The 18,732-nt window shown below is 40.8% G+C and carries 21 protein-coding genes and 2 pseudogenes; 14 read left to right on the top strand and 9 right to left on the bottom strand.

Features of this window, described 5'->3' with window-relative positions:
* Positions 1 to 25: 25 nt before the first annotated feature.
* Both V7K76_RS19480 and V7K76_RS19475 read left to right on the top strand, forming a co-directional pair.
* Positions 26 to 229, top strand: a pseudogene (locus tag V7K76_RS19480) (type II toxin-antitoxin system RelE/ParE family toxin); the annotation flags it as partial.
* A 246-nt stretch (positions 230 to 475) separates the two neighbouring features.
* Complete coding sequence (locus V7K76_RS19475; protein WP_334777680.1) at positions 476 to 952, top strand: PD-(D/E)XK nuclease superfamily protein; 477 nt, start codon at positions 476 to 478, stop codon at positions 950 to 952.
* Here the strand turns inward: V7K76_RS19475 and V7K76_RS19470 are convergent.
* Positions 924 to 1,781 (bottom strand): DNA adenine methylase, encoded by an 858-nt coding sequence (locus tag V7K76_RS19470; protein ID WP_334777681.1) that lies wholly within the window; start codon positions 1,779 to 1,781, stop codon positions 924 to 926. The genes V7K76_RS19475 and V7K76_RS19470 overlap by 29 nt on opposite strands.
* A 166-nt stretch (positions 1,782 to 1,947) precedes the next feature.
* Here V7K76_RS19470 and V7K76_RS19465 point away from each other — a divergent pair, with 166 nt between their 5' ends.
* The 3 genes from V7K76_RS19465 (at position 1,948) to V7K76_RS19455 (ending at position 3,821) form a co-directional block, all read left to right on the top strand.
* Complete coding sequence (locus V7K76_RS19465; protein ID WP_334777682.1) at positions 1,948 to 2,154, top strand: DUF751 family protein; 207 nt, start codon at positions 1,948 to 1,950, stop codon at positions 2,152 to 2,154.
* A gap of 122 nt (positions 2,155 to 2,276) precedes the next feature.
* On the top strand, positions 2,277 to 2,696 hold the full coding sequence (gene rbfA / locus V7K76_RS19460) for a 30S ribosome-binding factor RbfA (protein ID WP_099099512.1): 420 nt from the start codon (positions 2,277 to 2,279) through the stop codon (positions 2,694 to 2,696).
* 888 nt (positions 2,697 to 3,584) lie between these two features.
* Positions 3,585 to 3,821, top strand: coding sequence for a DUF4327 family protein (locus V7K76_RS19455; protein ID WP_094347157.1), 237 nt, complete (start codon positions 3,585 to 3,587; stop codon positions 3,819 to 3,821).
* Between the two features lie 775 nt (positions 3,822 to 4,596).
* Here V7K76_RS19455 and tnpA read toward each other — a convergent pair.
* Entirely contained in the window at positions 4,597 to 4,995 is a 399-nt protein-coding gene (gene tnpA / locus V7K76_RS19450) for an IS200/IS605 family transposase (protein WP_334777684.1), read from the bottom strand.
* Between the two features lie 51 nt (positions 4,996 to 5,046).
* Between tnpA and V7K76_RS19445 the strand changes: the two genes are divergently transcribed.
* Entirely contained in the window at positions 5,047 to 5,310 is a 264-nt protein-coding gene (locus tag V7K76_RS19445; protein WP_334777685.1) for a helix-turn-helix domain-containing protein, read from the top strand.
* Here the strand turns inward: V7K76_RS19445 and V7K76_RS19440 are convergent.
* A complete protein-coding gene (locus V7K76_RS19440; RefSeq protein ID WP_334709841.1) occupies positions 5,282 to 5,635 on the bottom strand; it encodes a hypothetical protein in 354 nt (117 codons plus the stop codon). The genes V7K76_RS19445 and V7K76_RS19440 overlap by 29 nt on opposite strands.
* A 107-nt stretch (positions 5,636 to 5,742) precedes the next feature.
* Between V7K76_RS19440 and V7K76_RS19435 the strand changes: the two genes are divergently transcribed.
* The 3 genes and pseudogenes from V7K76_RS19435 to V7K76_RS19425 all read left to right on the top strand — a co-directional run bounded on the left by V7K76_RS19435 (position 5,743) and on the right by V7K76_RS19425 (position 8,187).
* The gene (locus tag V7K76_RS19435; protein ID WP_334777795.1) at positions 5,743 to 5,928 is read left to right on the top strand and encodes a hypothetical protein; all 186 of its coding nucleotides are present in this window, start codon (positions 5,743 to 5,745) and stop codon (positions 5,926 to 5,928) included.
* A gap of 90 nt (positions 5,929 to 6,018) precedes the next feature.
* A pseudogene (locus V7K76_RS19430) lies at positions 6,019 to 6,711 on the top strand (PAS domain-containing protein); the annotation flags it as partial.
* 564 nt (positions 6,712 to 7,275) lie between these two features.
* Positions 7,276 to 8,187, top strand: a complete 912-nt coding sequence (locus V7K76_RS19425) for a hypothetical protein (protein ID WP_334777686.1) — start codon at positions 7,276 to 7,278, stop codon at positions 8,185 to 8,187.
* Between the two features lie 169 nt (positions 8,188 to 8,356).
* Here the strand turns inward: V7K76_RS19425 and ychF are convergent, their stop codons facing one another.
* From ychF to yidD, 3 genes are all read right to left on the bottom strand, one after another.
* Positions 8,357 to 9,448 carry a redox-regulated ATPase YchF gene (gene ychF, locus V7K76_RS19420; protein ID WP_334777687.1) on the bottom strand — a complete coding sequence of 364 codons (1,092 nt, stop codon included), beginning with the start codon at positions 9,446 to 9,448 and terminating at the stop codon, positions 8,357 to 8,359.
* Between the two features lie 45 nt (positions 9,449 to 9,493).
* Positions 9,494 to 9,691, bottom strand: a complete 198-nt coding sequence (locus tag V7K76_RS19415) for a hypothetical protein (RefSeq protein ID WP_334777688.1) — start codon at positions 9,689 to 9,691, stop codon at positions 9,494 to 9,496.
* A 193-nt stretch (positions 9,692 to 9,884) separates the two neighbouring features.
* Complete coding sequence (gene yidD / locus V7K76_RS19410; RefSeq protein WP_334777689.1) at positions 9,885 to 10,103, bottom strand: membrane protein insertion efficiency factor YidD; 219 nt, start codon at positions 10,101 to 10,103, stop codon at positions 9,885 to 9,887.
* A 61-nt stretch (positions 10,104 to 10,164) separates the two neighbouring features.
* Between yidD and V7K76_RS19405 the strand changes: the two genes are divergently transcribed.
* Together V7K76_RS19405 and V7K76_RS19400 are read left to right on the top strand one after the other, a co-directional pair.
* Positions 10,165 to 10,866, top strand: coding sequence for a diacylglycerol/polyprenol kinase family protein (locus V7K76_RS19405; RefSeq protein WP_334777690.1), 702 nt, complete (start codon positions 10,165 to 10,167; stop codon positions 10,864 to 10,866).
* 1,084 nt (positions 10,867 to 11,950) lie between these two features.
* Positions 11,951 to 13,852, top strand: coding sequence for an alkaline phosphatase family protein (locus tag V7K76_RS19400; RefSeq protein WP_334777691.1), 1,902 nt, complete (start codon positions 11,951 to 11,953; stop codon positions 13,850 to 13,852).
* Positions 13,853 to 14,593: 741 nt separating this feature from the next.
* Here V7K76_RS19400 and V7K76_RS19395 read toward each other — a convergent pair.
* Positions 14,594 to 15,493: an alpha/beta fold hydrolase gene (locus V7K76_RS19395; protein WP_334777692.1), complete on the bottom strand. Its 900-nt coding sequence runs from the start codon at positions 15,491 to 15,493 to the stop codon at positions 14,594 to 14,596.
* Positions 15,494 to 15,962: 469 nt separating this feature from the next.
* Between V7K76_RS19395 and V7K76_RS19390 the strand changes: the two genes are divergently transcribed.
* From V7K76_RS19390 to frr, 3 genes are all read left to right on the top strand, one after another.
* Entirely contained in the window at positions 15,963 to 16,517 is a 555-nt protein-coding gene (locus tag V7K76_RS19390) for a thioredoxin family protein (RefSeq protein ID WP_334777693.1), read from the top strand.
* 71 nt (positions 16,518 to 16,588) lie between these two features.
* Entirely contained in the window at positions 16,589 to 17,317 is a 729-nt protein-coding gene (pyrH, locus tag V7K76_RS19385; protein WP_334777694.1) for a UMP kinase, read from the top strand.
* Positions 17,304 to 17,852 (top strand): ribosome recycling factor, encoded by a 549-nt coding sequence (frr, locus tag V7K76_RS19380; RefSeq protein WP_179068605.1) that lies wholly within the window; start codon positions 17,304 to 17,306, stop codon positions 17,850 to 17,852. Before pyrH ends, frr begins: the two co-directional genes overlap by 14 nt.
* A 78-nt stretch (positions 17,853 to 17,930) precedes the next feature.
* Here the strand turns inward: frr and V7K76_RS19375 are convergent, their stop codons facing one another.
* Together V7K76_RS19375 and V7K76_RS19370 are read right to left on the bottom strand one after the other, a co-directional pair.
* Entirely contained in the window at positions 17,931 to 18,317 is a 387-nt protein-coding gene (locus V7K76_RS19375) for an aspartyl protease (RefSeq protein ID WP_334777695.1), read from the bottom strand.
* A complete protein-coding gene (locus tag V7K76_RS19370; protein WP_334777696.1) occupies positions 18,314 to 18,628 on the bottom strand; it encodes a hypothetical protein in 315 nt (104 codons plus the stop codon). Before V7K76_RS19370 ends, V7K76_RS19375 begins: the two co-directional genes overlap by 4 nt.
* Positions 18,629 to 18,732 lie beyond the last annotated feature (104 nt).

The following is an 18,732-nucleotide window of genomic DNA, read 5'->3' as shown; positions in this document are numbered from 1 at the left end:
ACGCGAATTTGGGCTAGGTGCTGAGTTCCTACGCTGTATTGATGCCTGCCTGAATTTAATTCAGCGTCACCCCAGCACATACCAGATTGTTCATGAAACTTATCGCCGCGCTACAATTAGGCGTTTTCCCTACGTCGTCTTTTACGAGTTTAATGAACAGGAGATTATTATCTACGCTGTTTTCCACTATTCCCAAGACCCAGAAAAATGGCGTAGTCGCTTGCAGTAGTTGCTCTTTAAGACTAAATATAAATCCATTATTTTAACTATTACCTGAATTAGTAACTCGTTCCTAATCCAAATTATTAATACATTTGTATTTATTTAGTACAAAAATACCAATAAAATCGGATTTTTTACCTATTAATCCAGCCTTGTTTAGTCAAAATCAAAAATTCATATTAAGCAACTGACCCTTTTTTACTACTTCTGTGAAATCCTATAATAAACAGGACTTTTGGCAGAGGGATTGAAGATGGCTCTGACTCAAGGCGGACGGGCAAACAAGTCTGGCAATATTTTAGAAGCAAATGTAGAAGCAATCTTGCATGGGCATAATTATTTCCAAGTAGGGAACTATGTCCAAAAAGAATTTATATTAAATGCTGCTTTATTACCAAAACGTTATGGAAAAGAAGTTTATATTGGAACTGGAATTTATCATACTTATTTGAAGGTTGATTTTTATGTTGTTGGCTCACCTGCAATGCCATCTGGTTTAATTTTCGAGTGCAAATGGCAAGAAAGCCCTGGTTCCGTTGATGAAAAGTTTCCTTACTTGAATATGAATATCGAAAACTATTACCCTGCACCGACTATTGTAATTTTAGGCGGTGAAGGTATGCGAGAGGGTGCAAGCAAATGGCTGAAGGCAAGAGTTAATGATAACCATAATTTATTAGCAGTTTATAGTTTAGATAGATTCATTGCTTGGGCAAATAAAAATCTTTAAAAGATGTAATTAGTAGTTCGTCAATCATGCCTCTATTTTTTGTATTTGAGTTAATTGAACGCGCTGCTTTAATTCTATAGGTTTCAAAATTGATATCAGTATAAATTTTTTTAATAAATTCGCTATCAGAATTACATACCATAACTTTGACACCACGACTTGCTAACTCTGCACAAGTATCTCTTAAAATCTCTTGGTCTTTTTTACTAAAACAATTTTGACTATAAGCAGTGAAATAACTAGTGTCACTGATAGGATGGTAGGGTGGATCAAAAAATACAAAGTCATCACTGCTAGTAGTATGGTTTAAGACTTCTGTAAAATCTGCTTGTTTAATTTCTGCATAATAAAGTGCTTTGGAAGCTACTCTCAACAAATTTTCATGACAAATATTAGGATTTTCATATCTGCCTAAAGGCACATTGAATTTACCCTGTGAATTAACTCGATAAAGACCATTAAAACAAGTCTTATTAAGATAAATTAGACGAGCAGCCTTTTCTATATCAGTACCGCCAGAGTTATTTCTAATACTATAATAATAATCTTTATTATGTCGTTTTTTATGCTCCTTCAACAGATAAATTAATTCCTCAACATGATCTCTAACACAACAATAAGTGTTAATTAATTCGGCATTAATATCAGTTAAAATTGCTGTACTTGGTTGGAGATGGAAAAAAACTGCACCACCACCTAAAAATGGCTCATAGTAATTTTTATAATTCTTGGGAAAATAAGGAATATATTGCTGTATCAACCTACTTTTTCCCCCTGCCCACTTCAAAAATGGACGCGGGCTAGTTTCCTTCGAGACTTGAATTACCATTTACTTCTGACTTTAACTAAAAATAATCACAACTAAATAAAGCCAATATAACCGAAGAGCCAAATTTTAGATTAACTGGCTAAATTTCCAGCCACATATATTACAATTGAGTAGATAAAGCATATCAAAACAAACGTAAGTATATAACAAGGCAGTTTACATTCAGATGTTTGACGGATTTTGGGATAACGTCTTTCGCTACCCTCGGTACTTAATTACTATCGTCTTAGGCTTGTTTTTAAACACCTTTGCGCCATTAGTGCCACTGTTGAAACGCCCTATCACCTCGATCGCTATCTTGGGTTTATTGGTGAGCAGTCTAGTCTTCCTGACTTTCACTCTACGGGCAATGCTGGGCTTGAGTGCAATCTAGACTAGCGTTATATCGGGGCATGCCCCACAGACGGTTGCTCTTGGCGTAGCTCGCGCTAAGTACTGTCTACCCAACCTGCATCTATTTTTGTCGTATAACCTCTGTGATGAGGCGAAATTTTTATGGCTACAAATCGTCGGGTTTCCCGCGTTGCTGAACTGATCAAACGGGAAGTTAGCCAAATGCTACTCAACGGCATTAAGGATGACCGTGTGGGTACTGGAATGGTTAGTGTTACTGATGTTGATGTTTCTGGCGATCTCCAACACGCCAAAATCTACGTCAGCATCTATGGAACAGATGAAGCTAAGGTAGAAACAATGGCAGGCTTAAAGTCGGCCACAGGTTATGTCCGCAGCGAACTTGGGGCGCGGGTACGGCTACGTCGGACACCAGAGGTGATATTTCTCGAAGATCGCTCCATAGAACGCGGTAATAAAGTATTGGCACTGCTAAATCAACTTAATCACGATCGCCCGCCAGAAAATCTCGTAGCAGTAGAAGATAGCACTGTTCAAAATGATGAGGAATTCTCCGAATAAGTAACTAAAACAACAATGTAACTTCAGAACAATTAACCTCAGCAAATCCGCCAAACACTTTACAGACGTGACGAGATCGCGTCTGTTTTAATGTAACCATAACTTAATTCAGGGATTCAGTAGACATCTCCGAAAAAGAATGTAGAGACGTAGCAGTGCTACGTCTCTACAAGGGTTCTGGATAACCCATCTTTAATTTCTGGAGATGTCTAGTACTTGTCTTAGCTTTCGTCTCTACTCTAGTATTCTCCCTTCTCCTACTCCCACAGCGATTAGATATTGTTTGATTTGGAATTGCCTGACTCCACCCTCTTGCAGATGTTTATTTAAGGAAAACTGTTTAATGTGAGTGCTGAAATTAACCTAATTAATTGCGGTCTTACTTAAGAAATTGTTAACAGATGCTAGGGTAAAAGCCTTTGTAGTATACTTTAGCCGTTATGTTTTGCAACAGTTTATACCCTAGTAACTGACAAATATTATTGTGTTGTTTACCCTTAGATGAATACCCGCAGTTATAGATCCAGCTTTAAGGTGAATATTTGATATGTAAGCGAATCGCGATATAAACTCTTCCCACCCTCCAAATCTTGCCTAAATACAGTAATGGCAAGACTTTCAGACTTGTGGCATCAAAGTCATACAGCTACATAAGCAGGTTAAGTTAACTACTCGGAATTTTTTTTGTAAAGCGAATTTTCGATAAATGTCAGGATTCGTTGACTTTCTTAACATTTCTTGAGATAATTTCCGGAGATGTAGCGTCAAAATAAAAATAGTTCCGTATAGCAAACTACAAAATCCTAGCCACAAGTCTAATTTCTGTAATGTTTGTTCCTAATTATTAAGGGGAACACTATCGTAAGTGTTAATTTGTGAGTAAAAAACATGAGTGTGAATACGGTGCCTTCTATCAATTACTACTCTCTAGATGTGATTCAAGACGAAGCACGCCGACTGGTGCAAAAGGGAATGGTTAGCCGGCAACAGCCAATATATAGCCTCTGCCAATACATTCCAGCTAGAGAGTGGGTTTGCGTTGAATGTGAATTAGAGAAATGTGACTTTTTGTTACGCGATCGCATTGGCGACCTAATTGGTCGTGAACAGTGGGACAACGACTAATCAATTTTTGATTTCGGATTTCGGATTGGGAGCTTATTTTCGATGTGTGAATGTCACCATTAACGATTTGATGCCCAATCTGGGGGATAATCTCTGGTTTTTGATGAGCATTGCCCTATACAGAATCTTGAGTTTTTGATTAACACAGAAGTATTTGAGTCTGAATTTATACAACTTTTCAAGTTAAAGAAGGCATCAGAACCATTTGTTCTGTACATCTGGTGTCTTTGCTTGAATTTAGTATGTAGATTCTGTGGCGTTCCTACATTGCTCCGATAGAAGTGTAGGAACTCCAATTTTGACTCGCAATTTATTGCATCCCTTACTTGAGGGAAGCCATAGTCTGCTTGCTGTTAAAAGTCAAAATCAGCCTTAAAAAGTTTGCTAAGTCAGGCTAATCGTCACCAGTTGCGACAATACAGGGAACCTCCGCAAGCAACTGGCTCAATTTTCGCGAAATTCAAAATTTGTTTGTTTTGTATAGTGTTTTTCTGAAAAAATCTCGGCAAGCATAAAAAAATCATCGAACAAGGCATGACATTTTTGGGGGAAGGTTCAAGTCCCATCCCTCATAGGTGCCTCCCTCTCATGCTTTCTGCTTCCTTTACTTGACCGAAATAATGGGTGCAAGCCCCGTCCTTCTAGAACACCGATTCAGTAATCGGAATCATAACGAAAAAAACAGATTTCGTTGGGTTGCAACAAGGAATATTTGGTTGTAAAACACGTTAAAACAGGGTTTATCAGTCTTGTATTTTATTAATGAATCGGTGTTCTAGGACGGCTTTCCTTGATTCTTAATATACTCATGAAGAATTTCTAGCGGCGCACCTCCTACAGAAATAGCAAAATAGTTAGGACTCCATAAGGCTTCTTCGTGGGGTTTTTTATAGCCCGCCTGTCCATAACGACGACTAGAAACGCCTTTTAGTGCGTTAACTATTTGAGACACAGACAACTTGGGTGGATACTCAATCAGCGAGTGAACATGATTTCCTTCACCATTAAATTCGATTACTTGAAAATCCATCTTTTTGGCAACTTCTTGAAACGACTTTTCAATCAGTGAAAGGCTAACGGAAGTAAATATAGACCTACGATATTTTGTCACACAGACCAAATGTATTTTTAAGTCTGTAACACTATGTCTTTCTCTTCTAAATATAGTTGTCATTGTATACAGACCAATGTATAATTATTTTGCAGACCAATTATAGCATTAACTATGAAAGCTAGGTATCAATTCCGTTTCTACCCGACAGACCAACAACAACAGCTTTTAGCTCAGTTGTTTGGTTGTGTCCGTGTGGTTTGGAATGATGCCCTGGCTATCTGCAAACAGTCAAAAAAATTACCAAGCAACAACGACTTGCAAAAGTTGGTAATTACCCAAGCAAAGAAAACGAATCCGTTGAAGCGTCAAGAATCACCGAGGCTTCAGCCCGGTGAGTATTTCAATATTATCCTACTTGCTCTAAATATTGATTAATGTCTTCAATGATGCGAGTAAGTTCAGCTTCAGTAGTCAAGCGGATGTTAATGTTGCGGACAGTCAGCAAAACTTTGGCTGCGAAGGGCGTTGGCCAGATATTAGGATTACAAAAAACTTCTAAAAATACTTCACCCGCGTAACGATATTCCAAGGGAGGCTGGGGAGTGACTCTACCACCGCCAGGAGTGGGTTTAGCGGCGACAGCTTTCAAGCGCTCCATTAGTTGATCTGTTGCTGTCTTTAATTCTCGTGCTGCTTGGGGTGAAAAACTAAAGGAGACTGAACCTTCAATTAAGTTCAATGTTAGAGGAGTTGAAGACATATCTTTTTTATTAAAACTTCTTGATAAGTACTAATATTACCGGAAGAAGGGGTCTAAATCCCATTCTCATAGTTCTCCGTATTTTCTAGATTTATTAAAAAAAGTTAATGAAAGCTAGACATCTTGATACAGAAACGGTGAGGTTAGAAGCTCTCCGCCAGTATCAAATTCTTGACACTGAACCTGAAGAAGCCTACGACAATCTTGCTCAGTTAGCGGCATTTATTTGCGCTACTCCTATATCCCAATACGGTTCAGTTAAGGATAATCGTAGGTTGAGTGGAACGAAGTGAAACCCAACAAACCCGCGAAAATGTTGGGTTTCGTTCCTCCACCCAACCTACGCATCTGAGGGGTTTTTGGCGCTAACTGAACCATATTGTCCTATATCCTTGGTAAATTTCATTGATGAAAACCGTCAATGGTTTAAGGCAAAAGTAGGTTTAGATGTATCAGAAATGCCCCGGAGTGTTGGGTTATCTTATCTTTGTCAAGAGCAGCGTAATGTTGTGGTGGTTCCTGATACCCTAGCTGATGAAAAGTTGACAAGCAATCCAGTAGTGACTGGCTATCCTTGGCAATTAGCATTACATGGTAATAATGATGGTATTTGGGATTGGAATTTCAAGACTAATGAAGTGTTCTTCTCAACTCAATGGAAGGAAATGCTCGGCTATAAAGACCACGAAGTTTCCAACTGTTGGCATGAATGGACAAAACGAATCCATCCCGATGAGCGAGATTCGGTACTCCAAGCCTTCCAACATCACTTTGCCAAGAAAACACCGTTTTACGTCTGTGAATATCGAGTCCAGTGCCAAGACGGCAGCTATAAATGGATTCTAGATCGAGGACAGGCACTTTGGGACGCATTGGGTGATGTGGTGCGGATGGTGGGTTCTTATACTGATATCACAGATCGCAAGCGGGCAGATGAAGAATTAAAACTGCAAAATATGCGATCGCAATTATTTGCTGAAATCACCCTGAAAATTCGAGAATCTTTACAAATAAATGAAATTCTTAAAACATCGGTGACGGAGGTACAAAAATTACTACAAGCTGACCATGTGTTAAAGAAGTCGGAAGTCGGAAGTACAGTTTTGTAATGGGGATTTAGACCCCACCACAAAACTGACTGGTTATAGAACTGGGGGACTTCAACCCACCGAATTCGTTAATTTTTCGACTGGACACTGACGGCTCAGGAACAGTGGTAGAATTATTGCTTTGTTTACAGAAAGTACTATCGTGAATGAAAGGGAGTGGGGAGTAGGGAAACTAAGAAAGCTTTTCCGAAAACCGGGGTTTCAACCAATATGCGATACAAGGATTTTTTCTCTGACGAGACGCTGTTCGCGTTCGCGCCAGTTGCAGGCGTTGGCGTGTAGCGGGACGTACCCCTACGGGGATCTTGCTATGCGGTAGCGTATCTAAGAGTTGTACGGCTTTAAACCTAAATCGAGGGCTAATTTCTTCCCCTACTCCCTACTCCCGCCCCGAAGAGGTAGTAAATATATGGATGTCTTAGAGTATAAAAACCTGCTTAACAATGCGGCTGCGAATTTCCTAGATTTGATATGATTGAGCATCGGTTAACACACTTCTCTTACTGATACTCACAACTTGACTAAATCAATATGCCTCTATTTTTCAAGTTAATCATAAACATAGTACTCTTGGCTGCATTCCTACTCATATCCCATGAAGTTTCGGCACAAGATTGGCGTCCGGTTCGCGGTGGCATCCCTTTCGGTATTAGTGGAATGGCTTTGATAGAACAGCAAAGCAATTCACTAGATTTTTTGATTGTCCATGACAACAAAAAACCAAATCAAGGACGTATGGCAATTATTAGTATCAAGGGTAAAAATCAACCTGAATATTTTCCATTGAACTGGCCAAATAACACACAATTACCCATCGACTTAGAATCTTTAACATCGGTTCCCAAAAAATCAAATTCTGATTTTATCGCTTTAAGTAGTTCTGGGAAAGCTTATTATCTAAAATTAGACATATCAACTAAAAATATTTCTGTTCTCAAAGAATTTGAGTTACCAGCAATTACCCCAAAAAGTAACTTTGAAGCATTTGGCTTGCAATATATAGATGGTAAATTAGTGGCTATTTGGGGTAATCGTGGAGAGGGAGAAGAAACAGGAACTATTTATTTTGGGGAATTTGACTCAAATACTTATGAAATTAGCTTCTCTGGTTATGGTAACTTTAAAGTGCCATTTCCAAAGGGAAATGTACGACATATTTCTGATTTAAAAGTAGACTCCGTAGGGATTGTTTACATCACCTCAGCAAGTGATGCAGGGGATGATGGCCCATTTCAGTCAGCTGTATATGTTGCTGGTTACTTGGGATTATGCGATCGCAAAATTACATGGCGACCAAATCCTCAACTTGTTCCTTTCTACCGCTCTGATTACCACAAAATTGAAGGTATAGAACTTGTTCCCGGTGCAGAAGGCGGTGTGGTTGTTGGTACAGATGATGAGAATTTGGGTTCTTATGTATACATTGTGGGTGGAAGTAGCTGAACAATAATTTTGAGAATTGTTGGTTGATTGGCGATCGCACCGTAGATACACATATTAAATATTTTGTCAAGTTAGTGGTTGGTGGCGATGCCTACGGCGGGCAAAGCCTACGCAACTTGATGTAGGTTGACCATTATTCTGATTGATAACGGCCACTCATTAATTAACCCTACACATTAAATCGGAACAACATTACATCCCCTTCCTGCACAACATACTCTTTCCCTTCACTGCGAACCAACCCTTTTTCCTTCGCAGCATTCATTGAACCAGTCGTTACCAAATCTTTATAAGCGACAGTTTCGGCACGAATAAATCCCCGCTCAAAATCACTGTGGATTACACCAGCAGCTTGAGGTGCAGACATTCCAGCATTAATTGTCCAAGCGCGGGTTTCTTTGGGGCCGCAGGTAAAATATGTCCGCAAGCCTAAAAGGAAGTAAGTTGCCCGAATCAACGATTTCAAACCACCTTCTTCCACACCTAAAGATTCGAGGAAATCAGCTTTATCTGACTCTGGTAATTCCACTAATTCTGCTTCCACTTGAGCCGAAACTATGACAACTTGAGCATTTTCTGTAGCTGCAATTTGCCGAACTTTTTCCACAAAATCATTACCCGTTGCCAACTCATCCTCAGATACATTGGCGGCGTAGATAATCGGTTTATAAGTGAGCAGTTCTAATCCTTTAATAATTACTGCTTCTTCTTCATTCAAGCTCACCTGACGCACCGATTTACCTTCATTTAAAGCCGCAGCTAATTTTTCTAAAACTGTGATTTCAAACTGTGCATCTTTGCTGGTACGAGCTTGTTTGCGAGTCCGGTCAATTCGTCGTTCAACTTGTGATAAATCTGATAAACCCAGTTCTATATTAATGATTTCAATATCTCGTGCTGGGTCAACAGAACCAGCAACGTGGATAATATCGTCATTCTCAAAACAACGTACCACATGGATGATCGCATCAACTTCCCGGATGTGGGACAGGAATTGATTCCCTAGTCCCTCACCCTGACTTGCACCTTTAACTAAACCGGCAATATCCACAAATTCAACCCGCGCCGGGATGATTTGTGCCGAACTGGCAATTTTAGCAAGAACATTTAACCGTTCATCCGGTACTGCGACAACGCCGACATTCGGTTCAATCGTGCAAAAAGGGAAGTTAGCTGCTTCAGCTTTAGCATTAGCCACTACAGCATTAAATAAAGTAGATTTTCCGACGTTGGGAAGTCCGACAATTCCGGCTCTTAGCATTTTGGATTTTAGATTTGGGATTTTGGATTACATTACCAAGTTAATCTAAACAGGTTCCGGTATGGTTTGGGGAATTGGCCCTGGAACCGTCTGAGGAATAGGAGAAGGTACTGGTTCTGGTACAGGCCCCGGTAATGGTTGAGGAATCGCTGGCCCCGGTACTGGTTCGGGACTAGGTAGTGGATTCGGCCCAGGACTGGGAATTTGTGGTTCAGGTATAGAAATCGCAGTAAGATTAATCATCGTAAGTCTAAATTAAATTATTCAACCTTCCCACGCTAGATGACAACCTCAGATGTTGACATCTCCCCAAATAGCTATACCCACGAACACATCTTTTAATAACTTAATAACTTACCGCTCTTCTCATTCTCTGCGTCCCTCCGCGCTCCTCTGCGTTTAAACTCCAATCTAATTCACCACCATTTGCACAAAACTACTCCTCCTCCGGCACTGGATCGTAACCACCTGGATGAAACGGATGACAGCGCAAAATCCGCCAAGTTGCCATCCAGCTACCACGTAACACTCCAAATCGTTCAATAGCTTCAATAGCATACATCGAACAAGTTGGTTGAAAGCGACAAGTCGGGAGAAACAACGGCGAGATAAACATTCGGTAGCCCCGAATCAGCCAAATAAATAATAATTTCATTGCAGCTACCCAAATCTTATAAATTAGTAACAGGGGTAAAAATTTTCATTTTGTCGCATCTTTGTTAATTACATTTTCTGACTTCACCTCAATTCCGGTTTTCTGGCTGCAAATTGCTTCAGCTGCAATTTGGGTGTTACTCATCCTTCTGATTGCATGGGTGGTAAACCGCTTTGCCGACAAGCCAGAAATCGTGCGGAAGATAGTTCATATTGGTACTGGTAATGTGATTTTAATAGCGTGGTGGCTAGATATTCCCGTCAGTGTAGGGATTACAGCTTCTATTTTAGCGAGTGCAATCACCTTATTATCTTACCGATTGCCCATTCTTCCTGGTATTAATAGCGTTGGACGGCAAAGTTTAGGGACATTTTTTTACTCTGTCAGTTTCGGTATTTTAGTTGCCTGGTTCTGGTACTTGCAACAACCCCAGTACGCAGCACTCGGAATTTTGATCATGACTTGGGGAGATGGACTAGCAGCCTTAATTGGGCAACGTTTTGGTACACACAAGTATAAAGTTTTTGGGACAGAAAAAAGTTGGGAAGGCTCCCTAACTATGATGCTCGTTAGCTATGTCGTCAGTAGTTTGATTTTAGTTGGCACTCAAGGAAATAGTTGGCAAACTTGGGCAGTATCACTGTTAGTTGCATTTACCGCTACTGGTTTAGAAGCTGTTTCATTTTTGGGTATTGACAATTTGACAGTTCCCTTGGGTAGTGCAGCCCTTGCCTTCTTTTTAAGTCAGTTAGTTTTGAATTAGTAATTGCCTTGAGTACTATTCCTAATTGAGCAAACACGGCCAAAATTAAAGGTTTTAAACCATTAACGAGATGCCAAGGGTTTCACACCTCAATTCACATTAGAGTACTCCAAGTAAAAAAATGCCCAGTTGTCATTGCGAGCGAAGCGAAGCAATCGCAGGGGTTGGGATTGCTTCGCTTCGCTCGCAATGACGGGTTTTGGATCATTTATTTTGTGGAGTTCTCTTAGATGTAATTCAGTAATCAGATAGAAGCAAAGGTAAGCTCAGTAGTGGTGGTAAAAATCAAAGCTAACTGTGCTGGTGGTACTGGGGGATGCCTGCTCAACAGACGAATCACTAACCATCGGGTGTGTGTTTTTTAACGTCCCTACAACGATGGTAGCGTTGGGTTAATTCTGCGTAATTCAGGTGAGGAATGATTTTAATCCGAGTACGAGGCATAGCTGTACAGTGATTTTACTTCTACTAAATAATACTATCTATTGCAACTTGGTATCCGTGCGACTTGGTATCAGGCTGAAATTTTTCACCTTCCTATTCGTGCAACAACGCCATTTTTGGTTGCATTATCAGATTATTTAAACATTAACAAATCCTTAACTTTGCTAATACTTCAAAAAAACTATGCAGAAAATTATTATCGAAATTTGAAATTCTATAACTCTGAAAGCCTTATAAAAAGCGGGATTAACAATTATTGATCATCTGGATGATTGCTAAAACAGGGTAAAATAGTCCTGAATTTATTTTTGCTACATCTGAAGTGATTATAAAGATTTGGTGAAGCAATATTCAGTCTACTTGCGTTGCTTACGTTGTTATTGATTTAATCAAATTTGTGCTGACCAATAATCAGCAAAACCACGTAAAACCCACTGCAAGCATTTATTACCCGCGCATATTTGTAATCAATATCTGTGAATATATTTCGCTCTGTCTCTTCAATGCTCTCAATGGGTTGATTCTTGGAGTCTTTGATAAATGCTAGGCGAGAGCCATTGCCAAAAGAAGTAACCCTTGAATTCAGAATTTTTGCAGATTTTTGAAATTACAAGCCATTTTTCCAATTTAGTTACACACAATGAAGAAAACGCTTTTTGGGGTGTTGACGACGGCGATTGTTAGCAACACCCTGATTCCTGGTGTCCAAGCAATCAGTATCGGAAATACAACTGCCCGCTTTAGTCATGTTCTGATTATTTCGATTGATGGATTACACAACTCCGATCTATCAGTTGCTAATCTGCAATCTTCTTTGAAAAATATCAAGCGGTTGCAGAGAGAAGGTGTGACATACACCAATGCTTTTACTTCTGCACCATCAGATTCATATCCTGGGGAGCTAAACTATATCACTGGTGCTAACCCCGGCACGACTGGTGTATTTTATGATCTTTCCTACAGTCGCGCTTTGTATGCCCCAGGCACCACTGCTGCCCAAATCGCCGCCGGAACCGCCAAACCAGGAACAGTAGTAGAATTTGATGAAACCGTTGATGCATCTTGGAATAACGGTAAGGGTGGTACCTTAGATGGCGGTCAGGGATTTGATAAAACCCAATTGCCAGTTGATCGCAATGGCAACCCTGTTTACCCCAACCAGTACCTAAAGGTAAACACCATTTTTGACATAGTTAGCGCGGCAGGACTCCGTACTGCTTGGTCTGACAAGCATCCCGCAGCTTACACCATCCTTGCTGGAAATACACAAGACCCAACGAAGTTTAATTTGGCAACGGGTCGGGTTGGTAACATTAGCGATTACTCTTCACTAGAAATTAACGCGGCAGTGGCGATTGATCCAACTAAGCCAGGACTTCTCCCAAGCACCCTTGGGGTTTTAGTCGATCAATCAACAGGTACTCCTTACTCCAACACCAACTCTAAAATCACATCCACTTTCTTTAACGACGCGACAAAGGGTAATCCGGCTCTGTTCAAGGCTCCACCTGCTGGTTTTAGCGCTAGCCAGTTCACAAGTGTAGCAACAACCTCAACCTACGACGATATCAAGGTTAAGCAGATATTAAACGAGATTGATGGATTGAACGATTCCGGTAAGATAAGAGTAGGCACTCCAGCAATTTTTGGCTTGAATTTCCAAGCCGTGAGCGTCGGCGAGAAAGAAACTGCCTCTCAATTTAATGGTGGTGGGATTGACTCTAATGGCAATGCCCGTCCTGACCTCGTAAGTGCAGTAGCTCACACTGATGCTAGCATCGGTCTGATTTTGGATGAACTGAAAAAGAAAGGATTGGATAGTTCAACTTTGGTGATTTTGACCGCCAAGCACGGGCAAAATCCCGTCAAAGATCCAACTGTTGGTTTGAGTAGTACATTTGATAGTGTTACTGGTGTTGCTGGTGGCGATGGAAACCTGACTGCTGTTGCCGCTCTCTTAGTAAGAAACGGCATCCAGATTGCTTCTGAGCGAGGTCAGGATACTTCATCACTGATCTTCTTGAAAAATCAATCTGATGTCCGAAAAGCAGTAGCCCTGCTGAATGCTAAAAATTACTCATTTGATAATACGATTGATCCAAATACTGGGGTGGCGTTTTCAACTGAGGATGCTGCTGCTCAGGGGAAGGTATTGTATGGTCAGAGCATCATCAATGCCGGATTGGGAGATCCAAGGACAAACGATCGCACCCCTGATATTATTGTTCCACTCAAAACTGGCTACTTTTTTGGTAATGCTACCAAGAAGCGTGCAGAGCATGGTGGATTTACTGATGCTGACACCCACGTAGCCCTGATTGTAGGTAGCACTGGATTCTCCCGCAATCTACAAGGTAAAACTATCAGTCGAACCGTTTCTACCACCCAAATTGCTCCAACTACGTTACAGTTTCTAGGTTTAAATCCTCAACGACTGCAAGGTGTTCAGATTGATAGAACCCAGACATTACCACTGGACTGTAGGGACTTGCAAATAGAAAAATACCGAATAGATCAAGAGCGCAGGAAGTACGAAGACTGAAGGAGGCAGAAGGAGTAAATCAGTAGGGGTCGAATCCCTACTGATTTGGAGCCACTGAACTCTCGTAAACAGCGGGAAGCTAACGCAACAGTGGGGGTATAGCGATCGCAAACAGCACTGATCCAGACGTTTTCAACAATGATAAAGTTGATACCAATTGTTTATGTCGTTTACAGCATCTACAATCTACATAGAATAAGCATTTTACGTTGTTAGTATTTTCTATAGCGTTGCTATTTTCGGGTAAATTTCTACAACGATGTCCTGATTGCTAAACTGACTAATGTCGTAGAAAAAGTGGCTCGATGTATACGTTGTTTATTCAACACAGATAATAAATTAACAACGTTCCAAAATGCCTAAAATTATTTACGCTGTTGTTGTTGTTGTTATTTAAAATGCGATAAGACATAAAAAGCTGCCATCACTTCGCCAATTTTTCTCCAGCAGATTACTACATGTGGCACAGATATCCGTACAATGTACGTTGATGCAGGAGGGTTGGGGACAAGGGGAAGAATTAGACTGAGAAAGGGAAGTAGTTAAAATTTCTTGGACTAATACTTCAATAACTATAATGAAGCCCTCTATAACTAGAGGGCTTTATTGCTAAGTCAAACTCTTAATTGAATTGAGATCATAATTTTATTGCAAATTTTTCATATCGGCTCAATCAACAAAAAATAAATCTTTTTGAATATATTCAACACCACCCATTAGGTGAAAATTGAACCGAGTCTATTACCGCGATCGCTCCAAAATCCAATCGAGTAAAATCGGATTGACTAACTCTGGCGCTTCATCCTGCGGACAATGCCCCACTCCCTCTAAAGGAATAAACTTTTCTACCTGCGGAAAGTTAGCTAATTCTCTCCCTAATTTAATTGGTTCCCACGGATCAGCCGTTCCCCACAAGATAATCGCTGGACAGGGTAACAGTGGTAAAAGGTCTTCTGGTAGAGGCCCTGTAGAATAAGAAGTAAAAGCCAGAAACACAGCCCCAGCCCCCGGATCACTTGCTGGTGAAGTGAGAATATCTACCAACTCATCTGTCACCATCTCAGGATTCGAGTATGCTTGCAGCAGAATTTTCCGCACCGTTTTCGGTTTGGCGAGTTGATTGAAAAAGAAATCACCAACTGCTTTGATAGATAACAGGCGTTGCAGTAGAGGCGCTCCATAACGACGAGATAAAGGTAAAGTTACCCGTTTGCGATCGTGTAACAGTCGTAAAGAACAGTTGAGCAAAGCAACTCCCAAGGCAATTTCTGGGTTGCTTACTGCTGCCTGCATGGCGACAATACAGCCAATGGAATTTCCCACTAAAAAAGCTGGTTCACCGATAACTTCACGGCAAAAATCTGCTACTTGCTGTCCCCAAGTTTCTAGCGTGTAGGTAATTTTTTCCCCAGGTTGAGGTTTTGCGGAAGCGCCAAAACCAATCAAATCGATCGCATAAACACGGCAATTTTCCGCTAATCCGGGAATATTTTTCCGCCAGTGCCCCCAAGAAGCGCCAAATCCATGTATCAGGACAACAACTGGCCCTGTGGTTCCTTGGGTTTGATAGCAGATCGGAAAATTTTGCCAAATCCAGGTTTTTGTAGAGGGAAGTGCTGTTTTTGAACTTGAGGTTGTCATGGAAAATTTGATGATAACAAGGGTAAAAAGCTGATCGGCAGTCAAGCGTAAGTAGAATTGTTTTGAATTTGAATAAAATTTATCAGATTTTCAAAATAAATCTTTTGCTATGGTGATAGCCTATACATATACCATGAAAACTTCTCGGCTGATAACATTAGCATTAAGCTGATAGTTTTATCCAGTATAGAGATTTTTAATTTGGTTGATAGAGGTGATTTACTCACAACTGAAGATTATGTAAGTATCATGAATCATAAGTTTTTTCATGTGAGTAATATTTTGGCTATTTTTCGATGTAAGTGAATTAGCATTAGTGCTATATTCAGTAGTTTCACAATTTACGATCGCAAATTTGATCTATAAGATTGGCGAATATGAGGCATCGGCTAAGGGGTGGTTTGCAACTGGAAACTGACGCTGAATTTAACAATATTTTTCTTGTTCCTAGTTCTGCGAGCCAGAAATCATGAATCTACTAGAAACAATCGATACTCCCGTTGGGAGCTACGCACCAGATTTTGAATTGCCCGGAATTGATGGTCAAGTACACCATCTCAGGCGTTATCTTGAGAAGTTCCGAGCCGTCGGCGTTATTTCTATGTGTAACCACTGCCCTTATGTAGAGCGGTATTTAAGCAGGCTAAAAAACATTCAAGCCGAATTTGCCCCCAAAGGCTTCACACTAATTGGATTGAATGGTAGTAATGTTGACTACGATACTAGGTCAAGCTTTGAAAATATGAAAGCTTTTGCCTTGCGTCACCAGTTGAACTTTCCCTACCTGTGGGACTCAACCCAAGATGTGACCGGTAGTTTCGGTGCAAGAAAAACACCAACGGCCTTTCTCATCGACACTAATGGTATAGTCCGCTACAAAGGTAAAATTGATAATCATCCCCAAGATGCATCATCAGTGGGAGAAGATTATTTGAGAACAGCGATCGCCTCTCTGTTTGATGGTCGAGAAATAGATATACCACAAACAGAAGCAATAGGTACTACATTGATTTGGCGTAACTAGACATAGATAGTCCCTGTAACTGTTATCTTAAATTGGAGGCAATTGCAACTTTTTTGATAAAGCAGAACTTCATGGGAACGAATTACCGACGGGTTTTACTCAAACTGAGCGGTGAAGCCTTAATGGGCAACATGGGCTATGGCATTGACCCAGAGGTGGTCAAAGGAATAGCACAAGAATTAGCAGAGGTGATAGCCACTGGCACTCAAATCGCCATAGTTGTTGGCGGCGGCAATATTTTTCGTGGCGTCAAAGCAGCGTCGGCGGGAATGGACAGGGCAACAGCTGACTATATTGGGATGATTGCCACGGTAATGAATGCCATGACGCTGCAAGATTCGCTAGAACGCATAGGAGTACAGACGCGGGTGCAAACTGCTATCGCTATGCAAGAATTAGCAGAACCCTATATCCGTCGTCGTGCCATCCGTCATCTTGAAAAAGGGCGGGTGGTAATTTTTGGCGCTGGTTCTGGAAATCCCTTCTTTACTACAGATACGACTGCGGCATTAAGAGCAGCAGAAATTGATGCCGAGGTGATTTTTAAAGCCACCAAAGTAGACGGAGTGTATGATGCCGATCCTCATATTTATCCTGACGCCAAGCGTTACAATACCATAACCTACGCACACGTTTTAGCCAAAGATTTGCGGGTGATGGATAGTACTGCGATCGCCTTGTGTAAAGAAAATAATATCCCAATTTTGGTCTTTGACCTAACGGTGAGAGGTAACATCCACCGGGCAGTCTTGGGAGAATCCATCGGCACCCTTGTGGGAGGTTCTTGTGAAATTAGCTGAAGCTGAAAGTACGATGCAAAAAACCGTTGAGGCGACTCAACGATCTTTTAACTCAATTCGCACTGGTCGCGCCAATGCGAGCCTATTAGATAAGGTATTGGTGGATTATTACGGTTCGCCCACTTCCTTGAAATCACTGGCAAACATTAGCACGCCAGATGCCACGACGATCTTAATTCAACCCTATGATCGCAGCAGTTTAAACATAGTCGAAAAAGCGATTTCTTTGTCAGATGTCGGTTTAACGCCCAGTAATGACGGTTCCGTGATTCGGCTGAATATTCCGCCCTTGACAAGCGATCGCCGTAAAGAACTCGTTAAATTAGCATCTAAGTATGCTGAAGAGGGTCGTGTTAGTATTCGCAACATCCGCCGCGATGCCATAGATGCCATTCGCAAACAGGAAAAAAATGCTGAAATTCCTGAAGATGAAGCACGAGATCAGCAAGATAAATTGCAAAAACTGACAAACAAGTACACTGCCCGAATTGATGAGTTACTGGCAGAAAAAGAAAAGGACATTACGACTGTTTAAAGTCTAAAGTCTAAAGCATAAAGGCTGAAGAATGATGGATAAATTCTTCAGCCTTTGTCTTACAGCTACGAATTACTACTAATAATCTGCTTCCACCACTTCTAATGTCAAAATCCCTTTTGGTTTATTTACAACCAACTGCATAATATCCAACCACAGTGAACCGAGCAAAATATCAGGTAGTTGTTCTCCTACATGAACGGGAATGATAAATTCTTTGCCAGCAACAATGACTTTTCCTTCATATAAATCAAAATACTCTAATCCTCTGGCAGTTTGCATCTCAATCTGAGGTATAACTATCGGCCACTCAATAGCTTCCAAGTCTTGAGAATTAATCGCCAGCCACCCAGATGTAAAAACTGTATCAAGCATTGCTTCAACTTCAAATTGCTCGCCGTTAGCTACAACCAATTGTATTTCAAAGAACAATTCTCCATTGTTACCAAACCTGCCCGCAATCATATCGTGCCGCAGGCTCCTATTTCGTTAAGGCGAAAGATAGTAAGTTTCGCATCTGGATTAGTATATCGCGTGCGAATTTGCTCTAGTAAAGCTTCTAGTTTCGGGTCAATTAGGTAGTTTTCGCTTTCTGCATCAATAGCGATAAACCAGTTGTAATGGTTGTCGATGAGTTGGGGACGAAGGCGCTCAAAAATAGTACGACACCTAGCACCCAGTTCTTGACGTTGTACTTGACGGAGATTTATTTCTTCAGGCGTGACGTTACATTTCCTCCATCCCCGACTTCGGCTTGTTTTTGATAATTGAGTCATATTGAATAAAAGTCGATTAGAAGCAGTATTTTAATTATTGCGTGTTCGGAGAATTTCGCCTATTAGCATCAGGTTTACCCTACAGGAGGATGGATTAATTACGT

The sequence above is a fragment of the Nostoc sp. genome (assembly GCF_036917975.1).
In the GTDB taxonomy this organism is placed as follows: Bacteria; Cyanobacteriota; Cyanobacteriia; order Cyanobacteriales; family Nostocaceae; genus Nostoc.
The sequence above is the reverse complement of the archived record's forward strand: the minus strand, read 5'-3'. Positions and strand labels throughout refer to the sequence as shown.

Coding starts and splice junctions, on each gene's coding strand:
- V7K76_RS19475 (WP_334777680.1), top strand. CDS start 476: ATGGCTCTGACTCAAGGCGGACGGGCAAACAAGTCTGGCAATATTTTA.
- V7K76_RS19470 (WP_334777681.1), bottom strand. CDS start 1,781: ATGGTAATTCAAGTCTCGAAGGAAACTAGCCCGCGTCCATTTTTGAAG.
- V7K76_RS19465 (WP_334777682.1), top strand. CDS start 1,948: ATGTTTGACGGATTTTGGGATAACGTCTTTCGCTACCCTCGGTACTTA.
- rbfA (WP_099099512.1), top strand. CDS start 2,277: ATGGCTACAAATCGTCGGGTTTCCCGCGTTGCTGAACTGATCAAACGG.
- V7K76_RS19455 (WP_094347157.1), top strand. CDS start 3,585: ATGAGTGTGAATACGGTGCCTTCTATCAATTACTACTCTCTAGATGTG.
- tnpA (WP_334777684.1), bottom strand. CDS start 4,995: ATGACAACTATATTTAGAAGAGAAAGACATAGTGTTACAGACTTAAAA.
- V7K76_RS19445 (WP_334777685.1), top strand. CDS start 5,047: ATGAAAGCTAGGTATCAATTCCGTTTCTACCCGACAGACCAACAACAA.
- V7K76_RS19440 (WP_334709841.1), bottom strand. CDS start 5,635: ATGTCTTCAACTCCTCTAACATTGAACTTAATTGAAGGTTCAGTCTCC.
- V7K76_RS19435 (WP_334777795.1), top strand. CDS start 5,743: ATGAAAGCTAGACATCTTGATACAGAAACGGTGAGGTTAGAAGCTCTC.
- V7K76_RS19425 (WP_334777686.1), top strand. CDS start 7,276: ATGCCTCTATTTTTCAAGTTAATCATAAACATAGTACTCTTGGCTGCA.
- ychF (WP_334777687.1), bottom strand. CDS start 9,448: ATGCTAAGAGCCGGAATTGTCGGACTTCCCAACGTCGGAAAATCTACT.
- V7K76_RS19415 (WP_334777688.1), bottom strand. CDS start 9,691: ATGATTAATCTTACTGCGATTTCTATACCTGAACCACAAATTCCCAGT.
- yidD (WP_334777689.1), bottom strand. CDS start 10,103: ATGAAATTATTATTTATTTGGCTGATTCGGGGCTACCGAATGTTTATC.
- V7K76_RS19400 (WP_334777691.1), top strand. CDS start 11,951: ATGAAGAAAACGCTTTTTGGGGTGTTGACGACGGCGATTGTTAGCAAC.
- V7K76_RS19395 (WP_334777692.1), bottom strand. CDS start 15,493: ATGACAACCTCAAGTTCAAAAACAGCACTTCCCTCTACAAAAACCTGG.
- V7K76_RS19390 (WP_334777693.1), top strand. CDS start 15,963: ATGAATCTACTAGAAACAATCGATACTCCCGTTGGGAGCTACGCACCA.
- pyrH (WP_334777694.1), top strand. CDS start 16,589: ATGGGAACGAATTACCGACGGGTTTTACTCAAACTGAGCGGTGAAGCC.
- V7K76_RS19375 (WP_334777695.1), bottom strand. CDS start 18,317: ATGATTGCGGGCAGGTTTGGTAACAATGGAGAATTGTTCTTTGAAATA.
- V7K76_RS19370 (WP_334777696.1), bottom strand. CDS start 18,628: ATGACTCAATTATCAAAAACAAGCCGAAGTCGGGGATGGAGGAAATGT.